25 protein-coding genes are annotated in these 26,923 nt (G+C 63.8%); 21 read left to right on the forward strand and 4 right to left on the reverse strand.

Translation table 11 applies throughout. The annotated features are described in order from the left end of the window. Positions 1-260 precede the first annotated feature (260 nt). From ACVIHF_RS09530 to ACVIHF_RS09570, 9 genes are all read left to right on the forward strand, one after another. The gene (locus tag ACVIHF_RS09530) at positions 261-1,247 is read left to right on the forward strand and encodes an ABC transporter permease (RefSeq protein ID WP_456791963.1); all 987 of its coding nucleotides are present in this window, start codon (positions 261-263) and stop codon (positions 1,245-1,247) included. 59 nt (positions 1,248-1,306) lie between these two features. After that, entirely contained in the window at positions 1,307-2,329 is a 1,023-nt protein-coding gene (locus tag ACVIHF_RS09535; RefSeq protein ID WP_028334112.1) for a sugar ABC transporter substrate-binding protein, read from the forward strand. Positions 2,330-2,444: 115 nt separating this feature from the next. Then, a complete protein-coding gene (locus ACVIHF_RS09540; protein ID WP_456791964.1) occupies positions 2,445-4,556 on the forward strand; it encodes an ABC transporter permease in 2,112 nt (703 codons plus the stop codon). Positions 4,557-4,625: 69 nt separating this feature from the next. Beyond that, the gene (locus tag ACVIHF_RS09545) at positions 4,626-5,678 is read left to right on the forward strand and encodes an SMP-30/gluconolactonase/LRE family protein (RefSeq protein WP_456791965.1); all 1,053 of its coding nucleotides are present in this window, start codon (positions 4,626-4,628) and stop codon (positions 5,676-5,678) included. Next, complete coding sequence (locus ACVIHF_RS09550) at positions 5,675-7,216, forward strand: sugar ABC transporter ATP-binding protein (protein WP_456794077.1); 1,542 nt, start codon at positions 5,675-5,677, stop codon at positions 7,214-7,216. The genes ACVIHF_RS09545 and ACVIHF_RS09550 overlap by 4 nt, the downstream gene beginning before the upstream one ends. 145 nt (positions 7,217-7,361) lie before the next feature. Next, the gene (locus ACVIHF_RS09555; protein WP_233285872.1) at positions 7,362-8,021 is read left to right on the forward strand and encodes a GntR family transcriptional regulator; all 660 of its coding nucleotides are present in this window, start codon (positions 7,362-7,364) and stop codon (positions 8,019-8,021) included. 111 nt (positions 8,022-8,132) lie between these two features. Next, complete coding sequence (locus ACVIHF_RS09560) at positions 8,133-9,812, forward strand: AMP-binding protein (protein WP_456791966.1); 1,680 nt, start codon at positions 8,133-8,135, stop codon at positions 9,810-9,812. 11 nt (positions 9,813-9,823) lie between these two features. Beyond that, positions 9,824-11,128, forward strand: coding sequence for an acyl-CoA dehydrogenase family protein (locus ACVIHF_RS09565; protein ID WP_456791967.1), 1,305 nt, complete (start codon positions 9,824-9,826; stop codon positions 11,126-11,128). 135 nt (positions 11,129-11,263) lie between these two features. After that, on the forward strand, positions 11,264-11,452 hold the full coding sequence (locus tag ACVIHF_RS09570) for a hypothetical protein (RefSeq protein ID WP_456791968.1): 189 nt from the start codon (positions 11,264-11,266) through the stop codon (positions 11,450-11,452). A gap of 128 nt (positions 11,453-11,580) precedes the next feature. On the opposite strand, the gene ACVIHF_RS09575 is transcribed toward ACVIHF_RS09570, so the two are convergent. Continuing rightward, positions 11,581-11,820, reverse strand: coding sequence for a hypothetical protein (locus ACVIHF_RS09575; RefSeq protein ID WP_057017128.1), 240 nt, complete (start codon positions 11,818-11,820; stop codon positions 11,581-11,583). Between the two features lie 277 nt (positions 11,821-12,097). Here ACVIHF_RS09575 and ACVIHF_RS09580 point away from each other — a divergent pair, with 277 nt between their 5' ends. Then, positions 12,098-13,390 (forward strand): c-type cytochrome, encoded by a 1,293-nt coding sequence (locus tag ACVIHF_RS09580; RefSeq protein ID WP_456791969.1) that lies wholly within the window; start codon positions 12,098-12,100, stop codon positions 13,388-13,390. A gap of 64 nt (positions 13,391-13,454) precedes the next feature. On the opposite strand, the gene ACVIHF_RS09585 is transcribed toward ACVIHF_RS09580, so the two are convergent. Then, positions 13,455-13,748 carry a hypothetical protein gene (locus tag ACVIHF_RS09585; RefSeq protein WP_456791970.1) on the reverse strand — a complete coding sequence of 98 codons (294 nt, stop codon included), beginning with the start codon at positions 13,746-13,748 and terminating at the stop codon, positions 13,455-13,457. 4 nt (positions 13,749-13,752) lie between these two features. Next, positions 13,753-15,723 carry a 4Fe-4S binding protein gene (locus tag ACVIHF_RS09590; RefSeq protein WP_456791971.1) on the reverse strand — a complete coding sequence of 657 codons (1,971 nt, stop codon included), beginning with the start codon at positions 15,721-15,723 and terminating at the stop codon, positions 13,753-13,755. A 152-nt stretch (positions 15,724-15,875) separates the two neighbouring features. Here ACVIHF_RS09590 and ACVIHF_RS09595 point away from each other — a divergent pair, with 152 nt between their 5' ends. The 10 genes from ACVIHF_RS09595 to ACVIHF_RS09640 all read left to right on the forward strand — a co-directional run bounded on the left by ACVIHF_RS09595 (position 15,876) and on the right by ACVIHF_RS09640 (position 25,046). After that, positions 15,876-16,631 carry a biotin/lipoate--protein ligase family protein gene (locus ACVIHF_RS09595; protein ID WP_229189510.1) on the forward strand — a complete coding sequence of 252 codons (756 nt, stop codon included), beginning with the start codon at positions 15,876-15,878 and terminating at the stop codon, positions 16,629-16,631. After that, positions 16,628-17,167 (forward strand): DUF6505 family protein, encoded by a 540-nt coding sequence (locus ACVIHF_RS09600; protein WP_456791972.1) that lies wholly within the window; start codon positions 16,628-16,630, stop codon positions 17,165-17,167. The genes ACVIHF_RS09595 and ACVIHF_RS09600 overlap by 4 nt, the downstream gene beginning before the upstream one ends. Continuing rightward, the gene (locus ACVIHF_RS09605; protein ID WP_456791973.1) at positions 17,164-18,171 is read left to right on the forward strand and encodes a DUF6352 family protein; all 1,008 of its coding nucleotides are present in this window, start codon (positions 17,164-17,166) and stop codon (positions 18,169-18,171) included. Before ACVIHF_RS09600 ends, ACVIHF_RS09605 begins: the two co-directional genes overlap by 4 nt. Beyond that, positions 18,168-18,683 (forward strand): DUF3305 domain-containing protein, encoded by a 516-nt coding sequence (locus tag ACVIHF_RS09610; RefSeq protein WP_456791974.1) that lies wholly within the window; start codon positions 18,168-18,170, stop codon positions 18,681-18,683. Before ACVIHF_RS09605 ends, ACVIHF_RS09610 begins: the two co-directional genes overlap by 4 nt. After that, on the forward strand, positions 18,680-19,300 hold the full coding sequence (locus ACVIHF_RS09615) for a DUF3306 domain-containing protein (protein ID WP_456791975.1): 621 nt from the start codon (positions 18,680-18,682) through the stop codon (positions 19,298-19,300). Before ACVIHF_RS09610 ends, ACVIHF_RS09615 begins: the two co-directional genes overlap by 4 nt. Before the next feature lie 129 nt (positions 19,301-19,429). After that, positions 19,430-20,209 carry a Cro/CI family transcriptional regulator gene (locus ACVIHF_RS09620; protein ID WP_456791976.1) on the forward strand — a complete coding sequence of 260 codons (780 nt, stop codon included), beginning with the start codon at positions 19,430-19,432 and terminating at the stop codon, positions 20,207-20,209. Positions 20,210-20,238: 29 nt separating this feature from the next. Further along, positions 20,239-20,457, forward strand: coding sequence for a twin-arginine translocation signal domain-containing protein (locus ACVIHF_RS09625; protein ID WP_028334130.1), 219 nt, complete (start codon positions 20,239-20,241; stop codon positions 20,455-20,457). Positions 20,458-20,459: 2 nt separating this feature from the next. Continuing rightward, the gene (locus ACVIHF_RS09630; RefSeq protein WP_456791977.1) at positions 20,460-23,402 is read left to right on the forward strand and encodes a molybdopterin-dependent oxidoreductase; all 2,943 of its coding nucleotides are present in this window, start codon (positions 20,460-20,462) and stop codon (positions 23,400-23,402) included. A 13-nt stretch (positions 23,403-23,415) separates the two neighbouring features. Next, positions 23,416-24,012, forward strand: coding sequence for a formate dehydrogenase FDH3 subunit beta (fdh3B, locus tag ACVIHF_RS09635; protein WP_011088224.1), 597 nt, complete (start codon positions 23,416-23,418; stop codon positions 24,010-24,012). A gap of 41 nt (positions 24,013-24,053) precedes the next feature. Then, entirely contained in the window at positions 24,054-25,046 is a 993-nt protein-coding gene (locus ACVIHF_RS09640) for a formate dehydrogenase subunit gamma (protein ID WP_310880366.1), read from the forward strand. Positions 25,047-25,074: 28 nt separating this feature from the next. Here ACVIHF_RS09640 and ACVIHF_RS09645 read toward each other — a convergent pair whose 3' ends face one another. Then, the gene (locus tag ACVIHF_RS09645; RefSeq protein ID WP_256520575.1) at positions 25,075-25,197 is read right to left on the reverse strand and encodes a hypothetical protein; all 123 of its coding nucleotides are present in this window, start codon (positions 25,195-25,197) and stop codon (positions 25,075-25,077) included. Positions 25,198-25,896: 699 nt separating this feature from the next. Here ACVIHF_RS09645 and ACVIHF_RS09650 point away from each other — a divergent pair. Further along, positions 25,897-26,553: an ATP-dependent Clp protease proteolytic subunit gene (locus ACVIHF_RS09650; RefSeq protein ID WP_456791978.1), complete on the forward strand. Its 657-nt coding sequence runs from the start codon at positions 25,897-25,899 to the stop codon at positions 26,551-26,553. The last annotated feature ends 370 nt before the right edge of the window (positions 26,554-26,923 follow it).

A 26,923-nucleotide genomic window follows, 5' to 3' on the forward strand; every position in this document is an offset into this window, starting at 1 on the left:
GGACAGGCTCTCAAGCCGAATGTATCCAATATAGCAATGTCGGCTTCAAAAGGACCGGTCGAACTCGGAAAATGCGCTTCGATCGCGGATCGCCAGAACATACATATATCCATGTAGATATAGACAGTTATGGGGGGGTCAGGTGTGAATATATCCTCCGGTCAAACCAGCTGCTGTCCAAATCTTGGATACGGATGTTGACTTCTGGATACATTCTGTTCAATTTCCGCCCACAATAAAATCAATCCTGGGAGGACCCGGTGACCGGCAGTTCGGGCGCGCGCGGGGCGAAATTGACGCAGACGACGGCCGTGCTGGTGATGTGCGCGGTCCTGATCGTCATTTTTTCGATCTTCCTGAAGGGCTTCCTGACGCTGGGCAATCTGTTCGCGCTGGCGCGCAACATTTCGATACTCGGCATTCTCGCGCTCGGCATGGCCGTGGTCGTGATCGGGCGTGGACTGGATCTGTCGCAAGTCGCCTCCTTTGCCGCTTCCACCGCGATCGCGATCATCCTGATGAACTCGGGCTACGCGACGCCGGTCGCGCTGCTGATCGGCTTCGTGATGGCGATCGCCATCGGCATCCTGAACGGGTTTCTGATCTCGGTGATCGAGATGCCGCCGCTGCTGACGACGCTGGCGTCGAGCCTGGCGGTGCTGGGGATCGTGCGCACCACAGCGGTGCAGCACTATGTCGTCTATCTTTCCAAGGGGCATGACGAATTCCTGCGGCTCGGCGGCAACATCTGGGGCGGCGTTCCGATCTCGATCCTGATCTTCGCGGCCACCGCGGTCGTGGTGCATCTTTTCCTGTCGCGCACCGTGATCGGGCGCTTCGTCTATGCCCATGGCGACAATCCGGATACCGCGCGTCAGACCGGTCTGCCGACCCGCCCGCTGACCATGATCGAGTACGCGCTGTGCGCCGCGATCGGGTATGTCGGCGGTGTCGTGATGGTCGCGCAGACGGCGCTGATGCATCTCCAGGTCGCGGAATCGACGATCATTTTCGACGTCATCATGGTTGTGGTGCTCGGTGGCGTCAGCCTCGTCGGCGGCCGCGGCAACGTGATGAGCGTCATCGCCGGAACGCTGCTGATCGGCGTGCTGCTGAACGGCATGACCATCATGGACATGGACGTGCAGACCCAGAACATCGTCAAGGGTGTCGTGCTGCTGATCGCGATCCTGCTCGATTCCCGGCTGCATCCGCGCGACGAGGAGACGTCGAAGCAGGGCGATTAAAGCTCTGCATCAACCAACGGGCCGCAACAGTCGGCCGACATAACAGGGGAGGAATTGACATGACGAAAGCTGTGCACAGGAGGGCGTTTGCCGGCATCGGGCTGGCCGCGATGGTGGCAACCGCCGCGCTGGTGGCTGCGCCATCGCAGGCGGCCGGGCCGCGCGACCAGCTGCGCGAGAAATTCGACAAGTCGCTCAAGGGCAAGACGGTGGCCTGGTCGCCGGTCTGGATGGGTGTTCTGGAATCCGAATGGACGCGCGTGATGAAGGATCGTTTCGACGATTACGGCATCAAGCTCGTCACCCGCGACGCCAACATGAAGTCCGACATCCAGCTTCAGACCGTCAGCGACTATATCAACGACAAGCCCGACGTGATCGTGGTGCAAAATCCGAACGTCACGCTGCTCGCCAAGGAGCTGAAGCGTGCAATGGACGCGGGCATCTATGTCGTGCAGGTCAACATGGCATCGAACACCCTGACCGACGCCTATGTCGGCGTCGATGCCAAGGATCTCGGCACCAAGATCGCGCGCGAGGTCATCAATCAGTGTGGCGGCGGCAAGGGCTCCGGCGAGGTTGCGATCCTCGAAGGTGAGGCGACCGCGGCCTATTCGCTCGACATGAAGAATGGCGCGATGGAGGTGTTCAAGACCGACCCGTCGATCAAGGTCGTGTCGTCGCAGCCGACCAGCTGGGACGCCAACAAGGCCGGCGACATCACGACCACCGTGTTGCAGCAGCATCCCAAGCTGTGCGGGATCCTCAGCGTCTGGGGACCGCAAACCGCGGGCGCGGCGCAGGCGATCAAGGCCGCCAACATGGGCGACAAGGTGAAGGTGTTCGTCGCCAGCGACGGCCAACCTGCGGATTGCGATCTGCTCGAGCAAGGCGCGTTCTCCGCGAACCTGTCGTATCGCGCCGACGTGCAGGGCCAGACCATCGCCGACGCGGTGATTGCGCTGTTGCAGAGCGGCGACAAGCCGGGCGCGAAGAACATCGCCTATTACACGACCCCCGCCTGGGTGAAGTCGAAGGACGATCGCATGTACTGCTTCAGCATCCCGAAGGGCGCGAAGTAAGTCGTTCCGGCGCCCGCGCCCACCGCGGCGCGGGCAGGCCGGAGCTGTCGATCCAAATCCCCCGTGTCGTCCCGCCGTTCGGCTGCTGCTGCGCCGAGCCCGCCGGAGTCTGTTGATGAAGAGCCTGCAACGAGCCTGGCACCGCCATTCGCCCCAGTTGTTCCTGGGCGAACTGCTTGAGAAGCGCTGGATGGAGCCGATCATTCCATTCACGCTGACGATCGCGGTTTTCCTGGCCTTCGCGATCATGATCCCGCGCTACCTGACGGCGGGCAGCCTGCAGGAACTGATGCGGAATTTCGCGGAGCAGGGCATGGTCGCGGTCGCGATGGCCTTCTCCGTGCTGTCGGGCGGCATCGACCTGTCGGTCGGCGCGGTGTTCGCGATGTCGAACTTCCTCGCGCTCTATCTGTATCTCATCCTCGGGCTGCCGCTGCCCGTGACGATCGTGCTTGTGGTCCTGTTCGGTGCGGCGATGGGCGCGATCAACGGCGGCCTGATTGCCTACGGCAAGACCCGGCCGTTCCTGACGACGCTCGTCGTCCTCATCATCGTCCGCGCCGCCTACAACAAGGTGACGGTTGCGTTCACGAACGAACTCGCGAGCATCGACAGCGGGTCCAGTACGTGGGACTTCATGGGCTCGGGGAGGGTTCTCGGCATTCCCTTCAACATGCTGGTGCTGATCCTGCTTGCGGTCGGAACCCACTTCTTCCTCACCCGCATCAAGCCCGGCGTCCACATCATGGCGGTCGGGTCGAGCCGCAAGGCGGCCCGCCACGCCGGCGTCAACGTCAAGCGCGTGCTGTTCTCCGCCTATGTGATGTCGGGCGCGATCGCGGCGCTGGCGGGGATCCTCTATGCCGCGCGGCAGAGCAGCTCGGGCACCGACACCGGCGTCGGCTGGGAGATCAACGCGCTGGCCGCGGTGGTGCTCGGCGGCATCAGCCTGGCCGGCGGCCGCGGTACCATCGCGCGCGCCGTCATGGGCGCGGCGATCATCTTCATGCTCACCAGCGGCATGGTCCGGCTCGGGATCTCCGGCAACCTGACAACCGCCATCATCGGCATCATCCTGCTGCTTGCGGTCGGCTTCAACGTGAAGTGGGTCAAGAACAAGGGCAAGATGCTGCAAAAGGTCTATGTCACCCCAAGCTGGGTTGATTTCGAACCGCCGCCGTCGGTCGAGCGGGGCAGCGGCACGCCGTTCGCGGAGAACGACCGCCTGAAGAACGCGGAAGCGATCGCGCTCAACATGATCGAGGGCCCGGAAGACATCATCCTTGACCGCAAGGACAACCTCTACACCGTCAACCGCAACGGCTCGATCATCCGCTTTCTCGCACCGGACTATACCGTGCGCGAGGAATTCGCGCGCATCGGCGGCCGGCCGCTCGGGTTGGCGTTCGATCGGGATCAGAACCTCCTCGTCTGCATCGCGGGCATGGGCGTTTACGGCGTGAAGCCCGATCGCTCGGTCTTCAAGGTCACCGATCGCACCACGCGCACGCGTACGCGCCTCAAGGACGATTCACGGCTCTATCTCGCTGACGATCTCGACGTCGCGCCGGACGGCAAGATCTATTTCAGCGAGGCTTCGACCCGATATGAACTGACCGACTGGGCGCTCGACGGCTTTGAGGGACGCGGCAACGGCCGGCTGATCTGCCACGATCCGAAGACCGGCACCACCAGGACAGTCCTCAAGAACCTGACGTTCCCGAACGGCATCTGCATCTCGCATGACGGTCAGTCGGTGCTGTGGGCCAGCACCTGGCTATGCCAGATCAACCGCTTCTGGATCGCCGGCCCGAAGGCGGGCACCAGCGAAATCCTGATCGACAACCTTCCGGGCTATTGCGACAACATCAACCGCGCCTCCGACGGCAAGTACTGGCTCGCCTTCGTCGGCCTGCGCACGCCGGTCTATGACCTTGCGATGCGCAACCCTGTTTTCCGCACCCGCATGGTCAAGCAAATCCCGCCGGACGAGTGGCTGTGCCCCGGCATCAACTACGGCTGCGTGGTCAAGTTCGACGACAATGGCGTGGTGACGGAATCGCTCTGGGATCCAGGCGGGCTTTCGCATCCGACCATCACGTCGGTCCGTGAACACAAGGGCTATCTCTATATCGGGGGGCTGGAGAACAACCGCATCGGCCGCATCCGCCTGCAGGACGCCGACCCGACCTGGGAAGCGCACAAGTCCTATTGGGGAAGGGCCTGAGCCATGTCTCTGCTTGGCGATATCATCGATCGCGTGCTGTCCCCGAACCGGGAAATTCACGGCATTCCGGTGCTCGACGGCGCCTTCTCGCCGAACCAGCGGCTCGACCAGGCGCGCCAGCTCGGCGACGAGATCGAGCGACCGGACGACATCGCGCTCGGGCAGGACGGTGCGCTCTATGTCTCGACCGGCAACCGCGTTCTGCGTTGCGCGGGAGACGACTTCAACACGCGCACGGAGTTCGCGACGCTCGACGGCCCGGTCGGCGGGCTTGCCTGCACGCCGGACGGCCGGCTGCTCGCCTGCGTCTCCGGCGTGGGGTTGGTGGCGCTTTCGCCAACTGGCGAGATCGCCGGCAAGCTCGAAAGCGTCGGTGGTGAGAAGATTGCCTGTCCGTTGTCGGTGACGGTCGCGCCGGACGGGGCGATCTACCTGACCGACGGTTCGCGAAACAATCGGCCAGAGCATTGGCTGACCGACCTGATGCAGAACCGCGCCCCGTCGGGCCGGCTCATTGCCTGCAATTCCTCGCTCGGCGGTGCGAGCGCGCGTGCGGACAAGCTCGCATGGCCGCTCGGCGTGGTCGTATCCGGTGACGGCAAAGATGTGTGGGTCGCCGAGTCCTGGGCCCACCGCCTGACCGCTTTTTCACGTGCGGGTGACGACAGGCGCGTGATCGTCAAGAATCATACCGGCTACCCGGCGCGTCTTGCCCGAGGCGAGAATGGTGAGGTCTGGATGGCCTTCCTCGCGCTCCGCACGCAATTGACCGAATTCGTCCTGCGCGAGCGGACATTCTGCGAAGAGATGATGCGGACGGTGCCACCTGAGCTTTGGATCGGGCCGGCGCTGGATGGCCGCCTCAATCCGCGCGAACCGACCCAGATCGGCCGCATCAAGAAACTCGGTATCCAGAAGCCGTGGGCCCCGCCGCGTTCCTATGGCCTCGTCGCCCGGCTCGACGACAGGGGCACGGCGACCGAGACGCTGCACAGTCGCGTCGATGGTCGGGTTCATGGAATCACCGCCGTCCGCCCGGTCGGCTCGCGTGTGCTGGCGGTGTCCAAGGGACGCGATTGCCTCGTCGAACTGCCGCCTGGTCGCGGCATGCAAGAAGGATGAACGCCATGGCGGCCGAACAACAGGCAGGAACCCCGCTGCTTCAGATCGTCAATGGCAGCAAGGTCTATGGCGGCCTGCACGCGATCGATGCTGTCAATTTCGATCTGCGGCCGGGCGAAATTCACGCGCTGCTGGGAGAAAACGGCGCGGGGAAATCGACGCTCTGCAAGGCGATTGCCGGTGCGATCGTGCTGACCTCCGGCGACTACCTGATCCAGGGACGCAAGGTTTCGTTCGCGTCGCCAAAGGAAGCGCTCGAGGGTGGGGTCGCGATGGTCTACCAGGAATCCAGCCTGGTCCCCTCGATGACGGTGGCGCAGAACCTTGAGCTCGGCATGGAGAAGTGGGTCACGGTCTACAGCAAGATCAACATCGCGGCGACCCAGTCGCTGCAATCGATGAACTTCAACGTCGACCCGCTGGTGCTGGTGGAGAATCTCGGAACCGCCAAGCGGCAGATGGTCGAGATCGTGCGTGCGGTTCGCCACAACGCCCAGGTCTTCATCTTTGATGAGCCGACCGCATCGCTGACCCCCGAAGAGACGCAGCATCTGTTCCATCTTCTCAACACCCTGAAGGAGAAGGGCGCCGGGATCATCTTCATCTCGCATGCGCTGGAAGAGGCATTGAACATCGCCGATCGCATCACCGTGCTTCGCGACGGCAAGCTGGTCGCCACCGTACCGGCGAAGGACGTCACGCGGGACGCGCTCGTGCGGATGATGGTTGGCCGTGAGGAAACCGCAGCGCAGTACGCGACCCACGGGGCTGATCCGGATGCGCCGAAGCCGCATGCCTCCCGCGGTGAGAAGGTGCTTTCGGTCGAGAACGTGACGATGGGCAGCATCGTCAAGAATATGTCGTTCTCGGTGTTCAACGGAGAAGTCGTCGGGATCTTCGGGCTGGTCGGGGCAGGGCGCTCCGAGATCGCGCAGATCGTCAGCGGCGCCCGCAAGCGCAACTTCCTGCGCGGCGGGATGATCTATCTGCGGGACAAGCCGGTCCGCTACCGGGTGCCGCGGCAGGCGGTGCGCGACGGAATCGCCTACATCACCGAGGATCGCAAGGTCGACGGTTTTTTCGAGACGATGACGGTGGATCAGAATATCTATCTTGGCTATCTGTCGTCGCCGCGCGTCAAGCGGTTCCTTTACTCCGCGCGCGAGATGAAACGGATCGCCGATCAATGGATCTCGGCGCTCTCGATCTCTGCATTGAAGCGGACGCTGAAGATTGTCGAATATTCCGGCGGCAACCAACAGAAAGTCGTGGTGGGAAAGTCTCTGGCCCAGGAGCCTACGGTGGTCATCTTCGACGAACCGACGCGTGGTGTCGATGTGAGCGCCATTCCACAAATTCACGAGGCGATTCGCAGGCTGGCGCGCGAGAACAAGGCGGTTGTCGTTATTTCTTCCTATCTGCCGGAGATTCTGGCTATCTCGGATCGGATCCTGGTCGCTCGCGGCGGACGTATCGTCGAGGAAATGGCACGGGCTGATGCGACCGAGGACAAGATCATGTACGCGGCCATTCATTGAAGGAGGGCCTTTCATGAGTCCTTATCAGCGGCCTCCCCATTGGAAGGACATGACGCGGGACGGCAATGAGGACGATCCGGAGTCCCGTCGCCTGATGAGCGAGAGGATCGCAAGCGAGATTCGCAGCGCGGTGCTGAGCGGCGAGATGCGGCCAGGCACGCGGATTCGGCAGGAGCTTCTTGCGGCCCATTTCGGAGCCAGCCGCATTCCCGTGCGCGAGGCGCTGAAGCAGCTCGAGAACGAGGGGCTCGTCGTGATGGCGCCGAACCGTGGCGCCTGGATTGCGGACGTCAATTCGGAAGAATCGATCGAGATCTACAAGATCCGTGAAGCGGTCGAGCCGCTTGCCATCGGCGAAAGCGTTCCAAATCTGACCGACGAGGATATCGAGACGCTTGACCGCATTGTGCGCGAACTTGAGCAGGTCACCACGCTCGAGGAATACATCCAGCTTGATCGGGAGTTTCATCTACGGACCTATTCGCGGGCGCGGATGCCGCAACTGCTGGCGATGGTCGAACGCTTCTGGAACAGCACGCAGCATTTCCGGCGACAGTTTGTGAGCGAGACCTATGCCAAGGACGGGTTTCCGTTCTCCGATCCCCAGCATGTCCTGATCATGGACGCGATCCGGGCGCGCGATGTCGAAGCTGCACAGGTGTTGGTGCGTCTCCACATCCGGCGCACGCGCGTTGTCATTCAAGCAAAAGAGAGTGGGGCGGCCCAGCCGCCCCTTGCAAGCCGTGCCGCGCTGCCGCATGCGCGTCTCGGCTCGGTCTATCGAGGAAAAAGTGCCAATGAGTAGTGGCGGCGAACGCCTTTTGCCACGGTTCCTGCGGCGCCAGATGGCGGCGGGCTATAGCGGCCGCCGGGCCGGACGGGGCTGCCGTCGTTACGACACTGGTAGCAAGCGGCGATGACGCTCGGCCTGGATTCTGTGTCGCGTGCGCGCGCTTACGAGGAAGCCGCGGGCCGGCAGCGCGCGCGGCTCGGGGAATCGTCGGTCGCTCCGCCCGATCCCGGAAGGCGGACGGCGCTTGATCTGTTTCAAGCCGCGCCGCGCGAGGCGCCGGCCGTGTTCTATTTCGATGCGACGCAGACCTATGCCGATATCGATCGGCTCAGCGACCGGCTCGCTGCCCGCTTCGCGCAGAAAGGGGTCGGGCGCGGCGATCGGGTCGCCGTCATTCTTCAGAATGTGCCGCAGTTCGTCATCGTCAGCGTGGCGGCCTGGAAGGTCGGGGCCATCGTCGTCAGCCTCAATCCGATGTACCGCACGCCGGAGCTTCGCAAGCTGTTCGGGGATTGCGAGCCGAAGGCGGTGATCTGCCACGACGATCAATGGGAGAACGTTTTCCTGGCCGCCGGTTCGGTCGATTCCGAGCTGGTGTTCTGGACCGGCGCTGGCGAATTCCAGACGCGGAACGATGTCCGGGTGCTGCCAGTGCCGGGCGCAGCGCCGCCGGCCCGGGCGCTGGCGACGGTTTTCGCCGAAAATGCAGCCGCACCACCGGCGCCGGTTCTGACTTCCCACGACATCGCCCTTCTCTTGTATACCTCCGGAACCACGGGCGTTCCAAAGGGCGCCGTGCTCACGCATCGCAATCTGGTGGCGACCGCGTTGATCTGTTGCGATCATTTCGAATTGAACGGCATGTCGCGCATCTTTGGGGTCGCGCCGCTGTTCCACATCACCGGCTTTGAAATCCAGATGGTCGCGGCGTTTGCCGCGCGTGCGGCGATGGTGCTGACCTATCGCTTCCAGCCCCAGGTCGCGCTCGATGCCTTCCTTGAATGGCGGCCGACATTCATCGTCGGTGCCATCACCGCATACATCGCGCTGATGAACCAGGCCGACGCAACGAGCCGGCATTTCGAGAGCTTCGTACATATCTATTCCGGCGGCGCGCCGATCGCGCCCTCGGTCATCGATGCCTTTGCGAGACGGTTTGGACGGGCGATCCGCAGTTCCTATGGAATGACCGAACTGACCTCTGCAAGCCATCTTGCGCCCAACGAAGGTCGGATTCCGGTCGATCCCGACTCAGGCGCGCTGTCGATCGGCAGGCCGACTTCGGGCGCCGATGCGATCGTCGTCGACGACGAGCGCCGCCCGCTCGGACCCGGCGCGCATGGCGAGGTGGTTGTGCGTGGCTCAGGCGTGATGGCCGGTTACTGGAGGAAGCCGGCGGAAACCGACGAGGTGCTGACCAACGGCTGGCTGCATAGCGGCGACGTCGGCTTCTTTGACGAGAGCGGCTGGTTCTACCTCGTGGACCGCAAGAAGGACATGATCTCCGCCTCCGGCTTCAAGGTCTGGCCGCGCGAAGTCGAAGACGTGATCTATGGCTTTCCGGGCGTGCGCGAAGCAGCCGTCGTCGGCGCCGCCGATCCCTATCGCGGCGAGACGGTGGTCGCCTTCGTCTCCGCTCAACCCGGCACCGTGATCGATGTTGCCGCGCTCTCGCGCTTCTGCCGCGAGCGACTGGCGGCCTACAAGTGCCCGGTCGACATTCGCGTGCTGGACGATCTGCCGAAGACGGAATCCGGAAAAATCACCCGAAACACGCTCAGGGACGGCCTACGCGGCCGGTAAGGAGAATCTACATGGATATCACCCAAAGCGAGCGCAGCCAGCAACTGGCCGCGCGTCTCCAGCGCTTCATGATGGAGCACATCTATCCGAATGAGCGCCGATACTATCAGGAGGCCGAGCGGCTCGGGCCCTGGGCTGTGCACCCGGTTGTCGAGGAACTGAAGCCGCTCGCACAACAGGCCGGCCTGTGGAACCTGTTTCTACCCGCTCACGAGGACGGGCTGACCAATCTCGAATATGCCCCGCTGTGCGAGATCATGGGGCGTTCGCATCTTGCTCCCGAGGTCTTCAATTGCAGTGCTCCTGACACGGGCAACATGGAGACCATCCTGCGCTACGGTACGGAGGCGCAGAAGGACCGCTGGCTGAAGCCCTTGCTGGCCGGCGAGATCCGTTCTTCCTTTGCGATGACGGAGCCCGACGTCGCCTCGTCCGACGCGACCAATGTGGCCAGCTCGATCGTCCGTGATGGCGACGATTACGTGATCAACGGTCGCAAATGGTACACCACCGGCGCCACCGATCCGCGATGCAAGATCATCATCTTCATGGGGCAGACCGATCCGCAGAATCCGGATCGTCACAAGCGTCAGTCGATGATCCTCGTGCCGAAGGAGACGCCCGGCGTGCATGTCGTCCGTTCGCTGCCCGTGCTCGGCTTCTACGGCGTACCGGATCGTGCATCCGAGGTGATATTCACCAATGTACGCGTGCCGGCCGCCAACATGCTGCTCGGCGAGGGGCGTGGGTTCGAGATCGCGCAGGGTCGGCTCGGGCCCGGACGCATTCATCATTGCATGCGGTTGATCGGCCTCTCCGAGCGCGTGCTCGAGCGCATGTGCCGGCGCGCGCTGAAACGTGTCGCCTTCGGCAAGCCTCTCGCCGAGCAAACCGTGACGCTCGAGCGGGTGGCCGAAGCGCGCATGAAGATCGACCAGGCGCGGCTGCTGACGCTCAGAGCTGCCTACATGATGGACACGGTCGGCAACAAGGCAGCGCGGCAGGAAATCGCGATGATCAAGGTCGTTGCGCCGAACATGGCGCAGACCATTGTTGACTGGGCGATCCAGGCGTTCGGGGGAGGCGGCACCAACAACGACCATTTCCTTTCGGCAGCGCTCGCGACGACTCGCTTGTTGCGACTGGCCGACGGCCCCGACGAGGTCCACCGCAACCAGATCGGCAAGCTCGAATTGCGCCGATTGCTCAATGTCGATCCCGCACGAACCGGCGGTGGCGCGGATTCGTTGTCGCCCGATGAATCCGAATCCTGGTCCGAAGGCGGCCTGTGGCCGCGCCCGAAAGATTTGCCATAGGCGGGTTGGGAGGGGGCTGGAGCCGAGGGCATCGGCTCCAGCGCTGATCAACAAAAGGAGAGTTGTGAGCGATCTCACAGGGGGACGTCGAGTCCTGCACTAGTCAGGAATTTCTCAGAACCAACGGAGGTTCGCATGAAGCTCCTGATGATCGCCAGCCTGACCGCCCTCGCGCTTTTTCTGGCTGCGACGAATGTCCCGAGATCGCATCCATCGTCCGTGAGCCACACATCGGTGGCAGGGATGCCCGCTGCGCAAGATAAGCTGCCGGTTGAAGATTTCGACGATCGATCGCTGGTGTTTCCGAGGGGAACTCAGCAATAGAGAGAATGGTGCCGTCGCATCCGAACGCATTCGGTTCGGGATGAGCGGGCTGGAAATCGTCTGGCGTTGAACAGCGCGACGCGTCGGACGGCTTGTTCGCTTGCGCAGCCCCCGTCGCGCGCTGTGTTTCAAAAACTCATGAAGATCGGGTTGATCTCAGCGGGATCGCCGACATGTTCTGGGAATTGAAACGGCGCACCGTGGCGATCGACTATCAGAATTGCCAGTAGCAGCGCCAACACCGCAGCGATGTAGATCAGCAGTGGCGACGCGTCCCGGCTGGTGGGATTGCGATCCCGCGGCGGCAACACGCGAGAATGCCAAATGCGCGAGATGAACTGCAGATATGCTTTCGGATGTATTTGCATGTTCGACCTCGATTGTGAGGCGCCTTTACCAAGACTGCGACCGCGTGGGTCGCTCTTCAAGGCGCCGCTTGTCGCACCCCGAACCGAATACGAGCTCCCATGTTGATTACTGGTGAAATGGGCACGTTGTTGCCAGGGGCCAAGCCCGTCGCCCATGGACACGCCAGATTTTCAGAATGACCGCCGGCGGGGCCGATGGACGCCAGGGAGCACTTTGGCCGGGCAGCAAAAACGGGCAGAATGGCCCGGGGCTTCGCTGCGAGTGTCTCCGACGGCCATGGATTTGATTTTGCGCCTCGCCACGTTCCTTGTGACGGCATCGTTGCTTCTTGCGCTGCAACCCGCGCAAGCGCAATTGGCCGGACACGGCGGACCTGTCCGCGCGATCGCCGTTTCAGGCGACGGCAGGACGGTTCTGTCGGGCAGCTTCGACACTGCGGCGATCCGATGGTCGCTGGCAACCGAGTCGGCGGAGCAGGTGCTTCGTTTCCATTCGGGTGCGGTGAATGCGGTCGCCTTCCTCGGCGATGGAAGAATGGCAACGGCGGGTGCGGATGGCCGGATTGCGATCTGGACGTCGGGCCGGCCGCAGCCGGACCGGGTTTTCGCGGACCATACGGGACCCATCGTCGGGCTCGCCGTTTCGCCCGATGCATCCAAGCTCGCATCCGCCTCGTGGGACCATACCGTGCGGCTCTCGTCGTTGTCCGACGGGGGCTCGCGCGTGCTGCAAGGTCACTCGCAAAACGTGAATGGCGTGGCCTTTGCCCCCGACGGACAATCGCTGGTAAGCGTGGGCTACGATCTGACAGTGCGGATCTGGCGCCTGCCGGACGGCAGCGCCGAGGTCGTCACGGTGCCGTTGCCGCTGAATGCCGTGGCCATCTCGCCTGACGGCGAAATCGTCACCGGCGCAGCGGACGGCAAGCTGCGCATGATGACGGCCGACGGCAAGGCAAGCGGAGAGGTCATCGCCGGCGCCACGCCGGTCGTCGCCTTGGCGGTCTCGCATGACGGCGCCTTGATCGCCGCGGCGGCAATTGACGGCACGGTGGCGATCGTCGATCGCAAGGCGCGCAGCGTGCTGCGCACGTTCGCCGGGCTGGGCGGGCCGGTTTGGTCGGTTGCATTCCTGCCCGATGGCGTGACGCTCCTGACCGGCGGCGCCGACGGCAAGATCAGGCGCTGGAATGCACTGACCGGCGCGGCGATCGGATCGAACGTGGTGGGCACGCCGGGGGACCCGCTCGCCGCCTATGCCGACGACCACGGTGCCGAAGTCTTCAGGGCCTGCGTCGCCTGTCACACATTGTCGGAGACGGAGGTGCAGCGTGCCGGTCCGACCCTTGCCGGACTGTTCGGTCGGAAGATCGCCTCGCTGCCGGGCTATCGCTTCTCCGACGCACTCAAGACGATGGACATCGTCTGGACGCCGGAGACCGTCTCAAAATTGTTCGAGATCGGGCCGAACGCCTATACGCCCGGCACGAAGATGCCGGAGCAGCAGATCGGCTCGGCCGAAGATCGCCGCGCGCTCACAGACTTCCTGGCGCGTGCGACGTCGAAATAGCCCGCGTTGGCGCTAGCCGCCTTGCGCATACTCAAGCGAAGGCGTCAAGCCGCGATATGAGACTTTAATACCCCGGCCATTGCTCCACCGGAATTTTCGTCAGCTCCGGGTTCTCCTTGAGCATGCGGGCGATACTAATGCTGGGATGTTCCTTGAGCGCCGCCACGACGCACTGGTTGACGTATTTGCGGCCGGACAGCCACTTGATCTTCTTGCCCTTCGCCTCGGCCTTGCAGGCGACGACCGCCTGCTTGAGTGCAACCTTTTCCGCTTTGGTAAGGGCGGCGGCCTCGACGGCTGTGCCGCCAAGGACCGTGGTGACAAGGCACGTCGACAGAACCTTCATGAATCGAGGCATGCGGCTAGTCCTTGTTCTCGCGTTGACGCAGGTAGTCATCCGTCGTTCGTGGCGGCGCGCGTTCCGGCACGTCCTGGATCGGATCGAACTGCTGTTCGCTCATGACAATGACCCGGCAATCGGCGCACATCCGCAAGGCCTCGGTCCGACGGTCCCCGGCAGGGTACATCCAATGCCGTCCCTCGAGTTTGGTCGCGATCCGATCGATCGTGCTCTTGACGCCGAACGGCCTGCCACAGCGAATACACAGGGCAGGTTCTTCTTCCTTGATCACCCGCGCCGGCGCGCGTCTTGCCCGGAAATCGATCTGCGGGGTGAGCCTGATGACTTTTTCAGGACAGGTGCTCTGACACAAACCGCACTGCACGCAGGCGTCCTCCACGAATTTGAGGACAGGGCGGTCGGGATCGGCGCGGAGCGCGCCGGTTGGGCAGGCCGAAACACAGGACAGGCACAGCGTGCAACCGGCGACGTCGACGGTGATCGCACCGATAGGTGCACCCTCAGGCAAGGCGATCACGTCAACCGGCTTGGGGGCGAGGCGATGCAGTTCGCTCAAGCCGAAGCGAAGCAGATCGCCGCGTTTGCCGACCGTCAGGAAAGTCGCGGGATTTTCGAGGCCGGCGAGGGGGCCAATCCCCGTCAGTTGCTCGGCCAGAGTGTCGGGATCGTCGGTTTCGATCGTGCTCACGCGGCGGCCGTCAAATCCGAGTCCGGCGAGAATGGTCTCGGCCATCCGGATCGTCAGCAACGATCCGGTCACGTCGTGTCGTGGCTTGGCGCGCAGCAGGAGCCGCACGGCAGCCGCGCCATAGGCGAAGGCGCCGATGATGGCTTCCAGGCCGACCTGCGTCAGCTCGTTGACGGCGAGGGGAAGCACATTGGCCGGCAATCCGTCGCCATGGCGGGCGAGCGCATCGATCAGCGGCGTGCCGTGCTGGCTGTCATGCAGCAGCAGGACCGGATGTGTGCCGCCGGCCTCGCGATAGGCGCGCAACATGGCGCGGAGGATCTGCAACTGGGTATCGGCGGGTGGCAGCGCGTAGGATGCCGCTCCGGTGGGGCAGGCGGCCGCACATTGCCCGCAGCCTGCGCACACCTCCGCGTTGACTGCGACATGGTCGCCGTCCGGCGTGATCGCGCCGGTCGGGCACAAATCGAGGCAGCGATGGCATCCGATCAGCTTCGAGCGGGAATGCGCGCAGAGGCTGGGTGTGAAGTCGACATATCTCGGCTTGTCGAAGCTTCCGACGAGATCGCGGGCGGCGAGCACCGCACGCAGCATGGCCGCGGGATCTCGCGGATCCGCGCGGAGATAGCCGTCTCGCAGATCGTGTGCGGGAAACAGAGGCGGCTCGCCGGAGAGGTCGAGCACGAGATCGCAGCGCGAGATCGCGCCGTTGCGCGGGGCTTCGAACTCGAAGCGGGCGCGTGAGGACGGGCGTGGCTGCGCGTAGTCGTCGATCGCGAGCTCGAAGCCGCCAAAGTGCCCCCGCGCATTGCGGATCGTGCCCTGCACGATCGGGAACACGGCCGCGGCAGGCGGCACGACGTCCGCCGGCTTCCTGAGCATGACCGTGACGTCGAGATGGTCCGCCAGCAGCCGGCCAGCCTCGATCGCGGTCTCGTCGCGCCCATAGATCAGGATGATGCCATCGCTCGACAATGTGACCAGCGGATAGTCCGGCGCGGGAACCGCCGCCGCTGCAAGCAGCGCCGCCATCTTCGGGCCCGCCTTCGCGCCATCGCGCGACCAGCCCGCCGTCTCGCGGATGTTGACGAAGCTGATCGGGCCGGCGCGTTCGCCCATCTCATTGGTGAACTGGCCGGCCTGCTGCGTGCAGGCGACGGTCAGCGGGTCGTCGGCTTTCGCGGCGTTGCGGAAATCTTCGAGCTCGGCGCCGCAGAGATGACGATGGCTCCTGATCTCGCAGTTGGGACATCCACGCTGGATCGCGGCCACGTCAAGGCGCATCGTGTCTTCACACGAGCAGATCAGGACGGTCTTCGCTGGCTGCTCCAGGTCGATCCCTCCGCGGGTGCGGCGCCGTCTTGCGGACTCGCGCCATTCCTTCACCTCGTATAGATATTCACTATCGGAAGGAAAAGGAAAGTGGAGGACGGCCCTTGCGGTCGACCCCGACCAGCCGCGTCTCCGTGACGGAAGCGATCCATCTGCCGCCGCCATTCACGCTCGTCCGGTTGCGTGAGAGCGGAGACGCCTTTGCTCACGCTTGCCGCATTGCACCCAAAAGCGGTGCCGGCACGCTGGTGTATGTCGGGCGGTTCGATCTTGCCGAATTCGCCGTGGTGCTCGAGCCGGGCGAGCCCTTGGCCACCGCACGGCGCGCCTTCTATGCTGGCATGGTCGCGCTCACCGACGCCCTGCGCGCCTATGCGCCGCCGCACAAGACGGTCGCGATCGGCTGGCCCGACACCGTCGCGATCGACGGTGGGCTGGTGGGCGGCGGACGGATGGGATGGCCGACGTCTGCGCGCGAGGACGAGCCGCCTGCTTGGCTGGTGTTCGGCGCCATGATCCGGACGGTCGCAATGGCCGATCAGGGACCAGGCGTCCATCCGCTCGCGTCCGCGCTGGATGAGGAGGGGTTTGGCGAAGCGGGAGCCGTGCAGGTGACCGAGAGCTTTGCGCGGCACCTGATGCGGGCGATCGATAGCTGGCAGACCGATGGCTTTGGCAGCCTCGCGCGCGACTATCTCAGCCGGATCCCCCGCGAGCGGCGAACCGTGCTGCGGATCGATGACGGCGGCGATCTCCTCACGCGCCGCGTCGGCGCCGACAGGATCGAACGCAGCGTACTCGTCAAGGCGCTCGGAACGCCGTCCTGGTTCGATCCGAAGCTCGGAGGGCCGCGACTGTGAAACTGCTCCGCAGCATCGCGCTCGATCCCTCCGACACCTTCGTATTCGATGTGGCGGCCGAGCCGGGCGAATGGGCCGTCTCCGGTGCCTTCCGCTTCTGCGATCAGGATCCGACGAAGCTGACCGGCAAGGCCCGCGTCGCGTTCCGCAGTGGCTTCCTCGGCGTGCAGTCCTGGGGCTGGTCGACGCTGGTGCAGATTGTGCCTGCGACCGAGAACGATTGCAGCGCGCTGATCGACCGCCTCGCCAGGCAATTGATCGATCGTTTCGGAGCGCCGGATCTGGCGACCGCGCGGACGGCGGCGGAAGAGGAGGTCGCCTTCGCGCAGTCGCTCTGCAACCATCCGGTCAGCTCGCTCATTGCCGTTCACCGTTCGGTGAGCGACGGCGAAGTCCGGGAGTCGTTCCGCAGGCTGCAGCTGCGTCAGGGTCAGGGACACGGCAAGGCGTTCTCGTTCATGGAAGTCGAAGACGATGTCGAGCCTGACGGTGATCTCAAGCTTGCCGATATGAATGGGGAGTCGCGGCACCGATGAATGATTTCTGGATCGCGTGCGGCCACCATCTGCTCGATCGCGACGAGAGCGGGGGGCTTTGCGTCACCGACGAGTTCCTGAAGGCCTGTTTTGCTCGTCCGGAGCTGGTTCCGCCGGACGAAGCATGCCCGGTCGAGCGGCGGCTGCACCGCGCGCTGCTCGCGGCTCCCCGCAGGCCGGTCGGCGCGGAAGAGATTGACGCGATCGTCGATGCGGATGCTCGGGAGAACTGGCGGCTCGTGCTTGCCTTCCGCGATCTCCTCCTGCGGCATCCGACGCTGGAGCAGGCCTATCTTGCAACCGTCCGGTCCGGGACGAGCGATTTGCCGCCGCTGTTCGTCAATCAGCTCGTGCACGTGATCCTGCGCAATGCGCTCGATGGCTGCGATGATCCGTTCGTGCTGCGCGCAGCCGAGCTGTTCTTCCGCCCGCAGCGCATCCTGCCGCAGGAGCAGGCCCTGCTGCTCGGTGATGAAGAGGTCGTCGGGGGACAGACTCCGCCCCCGGTGCTCTCGCTGATGTCGATGCTGGGGGCGTTGACCGATGCCGAGCTCGACGTCTTGCGCGAGGACAATGCCGGCGATTACTGGCGCCGGAGCGATCAATTCGACATGGCATTCGACCTCACCGCAGGCGGCCGCGGGCCGGCGGCGCTGGCGCAGGCGATGGCGCGCTGGATCTCCCATCTGCTCGGGATCGACGTCAGCATTGAGCCGCTGCGCGAACTGCGTGATGCACGTCTCACCTGGTATGTCGGGCTCGACGCCGATGCGACCAGGCTCGGCGACCGTCTCTGGCATGGCGAGCAGCTCGACGACCGCAGCGCCGGACGCGTGCTCTCATTGTTCCGCCTGACGTTTGCGGACGCCAGCGTGGCCGCAGACGAGATGCGGGGCGAGCCGGTCTATCTCATTCTGTCGATGAACGCCGACCAGAAGCTCCGGATGAAGCCGCAGAATTTGCTGACGGGGCTGCCGGTCAAACATCTGGAGATGGCGACATGAGTCCGGCTGCGCTGCCGCTTGTGCGCGTTCCCGTCGGCGTCGTGGTGGAGCGGCACCAGGCGGATTCGCCGTGGACCGACTTTGTCTGGCGCGCGGTTGCCGTGCTGCCCGACGAGCCGGACACAAAACCCTGGACGGTGCTTCGCGAAGAGAACGGGACGACGCTGTTTTATGCCGGTAGTGCCACGGTCGATCTCTATGGTTCCGAGACGGCGCGCTATCGCGACAATCTCGCCTCGGGCAGTCCGGCCATCTGGACGGTCTTGTCGCCGGCGGAAGGCGCCTGGCCCTATTCGGTGGCTGCCGCGACCGCCGATCCTTCGGAGGGCGAGGCGTTCACGGAGGCCGGTGCGAATCTGGTCGAGGCTGTCACCATGCCGGAGATGCTGCGTGAGCAGATTGAAAGCTTCATTGCCGAGCACCACGTCGAACGTGAGTTCTTCAAGCGCAAGCGACGGCAGGCCGATCCGGAGGCGCTCGCGCGCCGGCAGCATGAAGGCGGACACGAATGAGTGAGGACAAGTTCCTGACACGCTGGTCCCGTCGCAAGCAGGAGGCAAAGGCGAACGCCACGCCACCGGACCCGGCAATGCGCGACGACATGCAGTCGATGCCGCCGCCTGCCGTGAACGATGATGACACGGAATTCGACCTTTCGAGCCTGCCTTCGATTGACTCGATTACGTCGGCGACCGACATCACGGCGTTCCTGCGCAAGGGAATTCCGCAGGAGCTGACGCGTGCGGCGCTTCGTCGCGCCTGGAGCGCCGATCCCGTCATCCGCGACTTTGTCGGGCTTGCCGAGAACGCCTGGGACTTCAACGACCCGACCGCGATGCCGGGCTTTGGCCCGCTGGATTGCTCCGAGCCGGAACTGGCCGCGCTCATCGACAGGATCGTCGGCGGCCTCGGCAAGCCGGCCGAGGCACCGCCCGAGCGTTCGGTTGAAGTCGCGGATTCTTCGCAGCAATTGCGCGAGGTCGAACTGCCGGGCATCGCGGCCGAAGAAGCCGCGACCACGGGATCCGCGCCTGATCCTGCTGCAACGCAACGAACGGTCGCGGAAAGCGCCGACGGCGAACAGGTGCCGGTTGAGCGCCGCACGCACGGCAGTGCGCTGCCCCGCTAGGGACCGCGACGAAAGGCCATAGCCTCAGACTATGCGAGCTGATTGACCCCCCGTTGGGCCGGGACTAGGCTTCGCTAGCGCTTTGTAAGAAAAGCAAAATCAGCACCCGGGACTTGGATGGAGGTCCACGTGCGCGATGCTGGCCTTGAGCGAGCCATTGACGCCGCCGGCGGCGTTGCAGAGCTTGCGCGCAAAATCGGCATCAGCCAGCCCTCTGTTTCGAACTGGAACAAGGTGCCCGCGCAACGGGTGATCGCCGTCGAAGCCGCCACAGGCATCTCGCGCGATCATTTGCGGCCTGATCTGTACAGCGAGCCGCTTCATGCCGAAGCGCCGATTGATTCTGTCGATGTCGCGCGTGCGCAGGAATATCTGCTGCTCGCGACACTGTTGTCCGCCGCACCATCGAAGAAACTGCTCGATCAACTGGCCGCGTTGACCGCCGATGCCACGCCGCTTGGGCGCGCGCATGCCGCGCTGGCCGAATCCGCCGCCAATGCAGTCGCGGCGACGGTCGAACGCGAATATTTCGATCTGTTCACAGGTCTAGGCCGCGGCGAGCTCTTGCCCTACGCCTCCTACTATCTGACCGGCTTTCTCAACGAGCGGCCGCTGTCGAGGCTGCGCGCCGACCTCGCTGCCTCCGGGATCGAGCGCATCGCGAACAATTCCGAGCCGGAAGATCACGCGGCTATCCTGTGCGAGATCATGGCAGGCTTCGCGGGAGGGCGTTTCCCGGCGCCGTTCGACGCGCAGCGCGCCTTCTTCGGCAAACACGTCGCGCCGTGGATGGGGCGGCTGTTCGTCGACATCGAGCGCGCGGAGAGCGCCGTCTTCTATCGTGCGGTCGGTGCGCTTGGTCGCGCCTTTATCGAGATCGAGACAGAAGCATTCACGTTCGCGAACTGACCTGCATCCGCGGGTCCAGGAGAGATGCGATGAGTGAAGACAGGACTACCACAGTCGGGCGCCGCGATTTCCTGCGCAAGGTCGGCGTCGGTACGGTGGGCGCCGGCGCGACACTGGCAACGCCGCTGGTCGGCTCTGCGCAGGCTGACAGCGAAACCAACGATGAGAAGCGCAAGGCGCGCTACAAGGAAACCGATCACGTCAAGGCGTTCTACCGCGTCAATCGTTATCCGGCCAAGGGAGGTTGACCGTGCTGATCAAGCGAACAAACCAGCGTTCCCTGCGCCAAGGCTCCGCCGCCAGCTCCCTTGCAGATCAGGCCGGTGGCCTCGACCGCCGCAGCTTCCTGCGCAAATCCGGTCTTGCCGGCGGCGCGCTTGCCGCATTCGGCACCTTGCCGCTCGGCAGCGTGCGCAAGGCGGAAGCCGCGGCGGCCGGTCCGCTCACGGCGGGAGCGACCGTGCGCAAGAGCATCTGCACGCATTGCTCGGTTGGGTGCACGGTGACGGCCGAGGTCTTGAACGGGGTATGGATCGGCCAGGAGCCGAGCTGGGATTCTCCGATCAATCGCGGCTCGCATTGCGCCAAGGGCGCCTCCGTGCGTGAGCTCGTGCACAGCGAGCGGCGGCTGCGCTATCCGATGAAGCTGGTGGGCGGGCAGTGGACCCGCGTCTCCTGGGACACCGCGATCAATGAGATCGGCGACAAGATTCAGGCTGTTCGTGAGAAGTCGGGTCCCGATTCCGTATATTGGCTTGGCTCAGCCAAGATGACCAACGAAGGGGCCTACCTGTTCCGCAAGCTCGGCGCGTTCTGGGGCACCAACAATACCGATCACCAGGCCCGCATCTGCCATTCAACCACCGTCACCGGCGTCGCCAACACCTGGGGCTACGGCGCGATGACCAACAGCTACAATGACATCCGCAATGCGAAGACGCAGGTCATCCTGGGCGGCAATCCGGCTGAGGCGCATCCGGTCTCGCTGCAGCATCTGCTCGAGGGCAAGGAGCTGCAAAGGGCCAACTTCATCGTCATCGACCCGCGCCTGACGCGCACCGCCGCGCACGCGACCGAATATGTGCGGATGCGGCCGGGTACCGACATTCCGGTGCTCTACGGCATGATGTGGCACATCCTCCAGAATGGTTGGGAGGACAAGGAGTTCATCCGGCAGCGCGTCTACGGTTTCGACGACCTCAAGAAGGAGGTCGAGAAATGGCCTCCGGAGGAAGTCGAGCGCGTCACCGGCATTCCCGGCGAGCAGCTCAAGCGTGTCGCCAAGATGTTCGCCACCGAGAAGCCGGCAACGCTGATCTGGGCCATGGGCCAGACGCAGAAGACCGTCGGCACCGCCAATGTGCGGGCGAGCTGCATCGCGCTGCTGATGACCGGCAATGTCGGCAAGGCCGGCGCCGGCGCCAACATCTTCCGAGGCCACGACAACGTGCAGGGCGCGACCGATGTTGGGCTCGATATCGTCACGCTGCCGTTCTACTACGGTCTCGCCGAAGGCGCCTGGAAGCACTGGTCGCGGGTCTGGGAGGTCGACTATGACTTCCTGAAGTCGCGGTTCGATTCCAAGCAGATCATGGAAACCCCCGGCATTCCGCTGACCCGCTGGTTCGAAGCGGTGACATTGCCGAAGGAGCAGGTTGCCCAGAAGGACAACGTGAAGGCGGTGTTCGTGCAGGGACACGCCTCCAACAGCATCACGCGTATCCCTGAATCCCTCAACGGCCTGAAGGCGCTCGAGCTGCTCGTCATCGCCGATCCGCATCCGACGACCTGGGCCTCGCTCGCGGTCGAGGCGGGACGCACGGAAGGCGTCTACATTCTCCCGGTCGCCACCCAGTTCGAATGCAAGGGGTCGCGCGTCGCTTCCAACCGCTCGCTGCAATGGGGCGAGCAGATCGTGAAGCCGATCTTCGAGTCGAAGGACGATCTCGAAATCATCTATCTGATGGCGAAGAAGCTCGGCTTCGCCGACCAGATGTTCAAGAAGATCAAGGTCGAGAACAACCTGCCCGAGGCCGAGGACGTGCTGCGCGAGATGAACCGCGGCAGCTGGTCGACCGGCTATTGCGGACAATCGCCCGAGCGCCTCAAGGCGCACATGAAGAACCAGGCGAAGTTCGACATGCTGACGATGCGGGCGCCGAAGGACGATCCCGAGGTTGGCGGCGACTATTACGGCCTGCCTTGGCCGTGCTGGGGATCGCCCGAGGTCAAGCACCCCGGCACGCCGCTGCTCTACAACACCAATCTGCATGTGATGGACGGCGGCGGCACGTTCCGGCCGCGGTTCGGCGTCGAGCGCGAGGAGAAGCTGCCGGACGGAACGACGCGGAAGGTAAGCCTGCTCGCGGACAGCTCGTATTCGTTGGGGTCGGGAATCCAGGACGGCTATCCGGAATTCACGCTGGCGAGCCTGAAGAAGCTCGGCTGGGACACCGAGCTCACCGAAGCGGAAATGGCCGTGATCAACAAGATCAATCCGGCCAATCCGGACACGGTGTCGTGGTCGCTCGATCTGTCGGGCGGCATTCAGCGCGTCGCGCTGGCGCACGGCTGCGTACCCTACGGCAACGGCAAGGCGCGCATGAATGCCTTCGGCTTGCCGGATCCGATCCCCGTTCACCGCGAGCCGATCTATACGCCACGCGTCGATCTCGTCGCCAAATACCCGACGCTGCCCGACGCCAAGCAGTTCCGGATGCCCAATATCGGATTCTCGGTGCAGAAGGCCGCGGTGGAGAAGGGCATTGCAAAGCAGTTTCCGCTCATCCTCTCGTCCGGCCGTCTGGTCGAATATGAGGGCGGCGGCGAGGAGACGCGCACAAACCCGTGGCTCGCCGAGTTGCAGCAGGACATGTTCATCGAGATCAATCCCGCCGATGCCGCCGATCGCGGTGTCAAGGACGGTGGCTGGGTCTGGGTCACCGGCGCCGAGAACAATTCCAGGGCGAGGATGAAGGCGCTCGTCACCGAGCGGGTCGGCAAGGGCGTTGCCTGGATGCCCTTCCATTTCGGCGGCTGGCTTGCGGGCAAGGATCTTCGCGGCAACTACCCGAAGGGCACCGATCCGATCGTGCTCGGCGAAAGCGCGAACACGATCACCACCTACGGATACGATCCCGCGACGGGCATGCAGGAGCCCAAGGTCACTCTCTGCCAGATCGCGGCGGCATAAGGGAGCAACGACGATGGCACGTATGAAGTTTCTCTGCGACGCCGACCGTTGCATCGAGTGCAACGCCTGCGTCACGGCCTGCAAGAACGAGCACGAGGTGCCCTGGGGCATCAACCGCCGCCGGGTCGTCACCATCGCCGACGGCAAGCCGGGCGAACGCTCGGTCTCGATGGCCTGCATGCACTGTACGGACGCGCCCTGTGCGGCGGTGTGCCCGGTGAATTGTTTCTATACCACCGCCGACGGCGTGGTTCTGCACTCCAAGGATCTCTGCATCGGCTGCGGCTACTGCTTCTACGCCTGTCCGTTCGGCGCGCCGCAATATCCGAAGGTCGGCAATTTCGGCTCGCGCGGAAAAATGGACAAATGCACCTATTGTGCTGGCGGCCCGGAGGCCGATGGCAGCAAGGAAGAGTACGAGAAATACGGCGCGAATCGGCTTGCCGAAGGCAAGCTGCCGCTGTGCGCGGAGATGTGCTCGACCAAGTCGCTGCTCGCCGGCGATGGCGAGATCATTGCCCAGATCTATAAAGAGCGCGTGCTGAAGCGCGGCTACGGCTCAGGCGCATGGGGCTGGAAGACCGCCTATCGCGAGACGATCGAGTCCTGACGACGACCTGGCGCGGGTCGCGTCGATATCGGGAGGACCTTATGGCGTGTTTTGCACGATGTGTTCGGCTCGTCATTGGCGTGGCTGGACTCCTGCTGCTCGTCTCCGCGGCTTCCCCGTCCGTAGCCCAGCAGGTCAACCCGACCGCAAGCGCGGTCAAGGAGCAGCAGCTGCTGCAGGAACTGAACCGGGTGCAGGGACGCGTCAGCATTCCCGACCAGCGCTCGGGCGTTCTCGAACAGCCGGCCGGCCGTGAATGGCGCGAGTTCCGGAACGTGACGCTGCGCTGGATCGGCGGCATCGCCATTCTTGGCATGCTCGCGGCGCTGGTCATCTTCTATCTCAGCCGCGGGATGGTGCGGCTGCAGAGCGGTCGTTCCGGCCGCACCATCGTGCGCTTTTCCGCATTCGAGCGCTTCGTGCACTGGATGACGGCGACTTGCTTCATCATTCTGGCGATCTCGGGGTTGAACGTCACTTTTGGACGTCCATTGCTGCTGCCGTTGATCGGCCACGAGGCGTTTTCCGAATGGTCGCAATGGGCGAAATATGTTCACAACTATCTCAGCTTCCCGTTCACCATCGGCGTCGTGCTGATCTTCCTGATGTGGATCGCCGGCAATATCCCGAACAAGGCGGATGTCGACTGGATCAAGCGCGGCGGCGGCATCGTCGGGCACGATCATCCGCCGGCCTATCGTTTCAACGCCGGCCAGAAGGCGATCTACTGGATCGTGGTCATCGGCGGAGGTCTGGTGGCGGCGACGGGATATGCGCTGATGTTCCCCTTCTACCTGTCAGGCATCGAAGGGATGCAGCTTGCGCAGATCGTCCACTCCATCGTCGCGATGCTCTTCACGGCAGTGATGCTGGCGCACATCTATATCGGCACGATCGGCATGGAAGGCGCGTTCGAGGCGATGGGAAGCGGCACCGTCGATGTCAATTGGGCCAGGGAGCACCACAGCCTCTGGCTGGAAGAGGAGAATGCGCGCGATGCGCGATCCCAGCCCTCCGTCACCGCGGCGGAGTAGGGGCGCGCAGCCGTTGAACGCGAACTTGCTACAGCCGTACGCCCGTCGTTGCAAAGGCCTGTGCGACCGGTTCTTGCACCCGGTTTAGCGCCAGGGCCCCGAATGCCGACACGACGACGGCGGCCACGCAGGCGAGCAAGAAGACTTTCATTGTCGTTCTCCCAAATCGATCGGGATGCCGTGGGAGTTTACACAAGATGACGCGTCGCGGACAGCGTTGTCCGGCGCGTGTGGGCGGCCATCGCTCAAGCCATGGGGCGCAAGCGGCGGCTTTCGGGACGCTGCACCATCGAGACGCCGCATCCCGCGTTAGGTTGCCTTGGCGACCAGCAGTTCGCGTGGAGCGTGGATTGATCGCGCACGTCGAGCCTTAATGGGATTCCTCAGGCGGTCCGGGCCCCTCAAGGATCGGGGGCAAAAAGAAATAAATGAAATGAATGACTTAAGGTAGAGATTGTCGGTGACCCCGATGTTGGATTGGACTGGCTGATCTTACGGTCCCGGTAGATGATGTTCGCTCTCGGCACAGAGCGTGCGCTTGAGGGCCGGTGTCCCTCTCCAGACGTCGAAATGGCGCTGCCGCTGCGCGCTTGCTGAATTGGGTTTGATTCAGATCAACCCACGATGCGCTCCGATGCTCTGTTTACCGTGTGAGGTCCCGGGTCCAATGGGGAGCGCCGTGGCAGCCTGGAAGCACGCTTTGAGAGTCCTCCGCGCGACATTTATCGACGGCGACGCAAACAGCCGGTGCGCCACGCATGGGTTGCGGCCACCCCGAAGCGATGTCGCAGCGGGTCAACTTCATTCTCGAGCGCCTGCAATTCGCTCGATGCGGATTGCAGGATGCGTTTTGAGCATCGCGGTCGTGCTGACCTCGACGAACTGTCTCGCGATGGAGTTCTCCCGTGTCCAGGGGTGCTTTGGAGATGTCTTGAAGCTCAGTGGAGATATCAGGGATGGGGACTTTGTCCGCTTTCGCGGATATCTGGCGACTGAGCGCCGGGTCGTTGGCCTCGATCTCGATTCCCGAGGTGGGTCCCTCTACGAAGGCTTCCGAATCGCCATGCTCGCGCACCAGAGGCAAATCGCCAGTTACGTTTCCGGAGAATGCGACTCGGCATGCGCTTTCATTTTCCTGGCGAGCAGGAAGCGTTATGTGGCGCCAAATGCCAAGATCGGCGTCCATTCGGTTTCCAATTTACACGGCAACGAGGACAGTCGAACGATTCGTGACACGATCAAGCTTGCGAGGTTGTCGGCCAAGCTCCGTATTCCTCCGTCGGCCATCGGCAGGATGGTCATGACTCCGCCGGGAAAGATCTCCTATTTGAACAAGGAGGAGCTCGCTTCGCTAAAGGTCATGGAGCGGAATCCGTTTGATCGCACCGCTCGCGCGGCGACCGCGGAATCAAGGAGTAGCAGCTCCATGTGCGGCGCGGCGCCCTCGAAGAGCGCGTCGGAGGAGGAGCGGCCGATGCGGAACGCCGCCGGCTCGAAGGGAAGCTAGGGCGCTGGTTGAGCGGGCCTCGGCGCCGAACCGGCTCGAATAGCCCAATTGGGTCAGTCAAGCCGTCGCACGTGACCCTGACTGCTTGGCACAAGCTGCACTGGTCTCTCCATTCCACCGCGATCTACAATCGCAGCCATGGGGCATACCAGCGACAGATTTCGGCGAGTGCGTGGTGCAAGCCAGCCGGCTGGCGCTCGCAATTGGCTGCGTCGATGGCTTGAAGCGGCCGACGGCGATATTGCCTTCAAGGTCGTGGTCGTGACGGCCGGGATGCTGTCGACCGCGGCGATCGCCTTTGGATTGCTATCGTCCTGAGCGCGCCTCTTGTTGGCCGCGCGTGATGCTGGAATCGTCGTTCTGAGGTGCT

This window comes from Bradyrhizobium sp. USDA 4506, assembly GCF_054058795.1.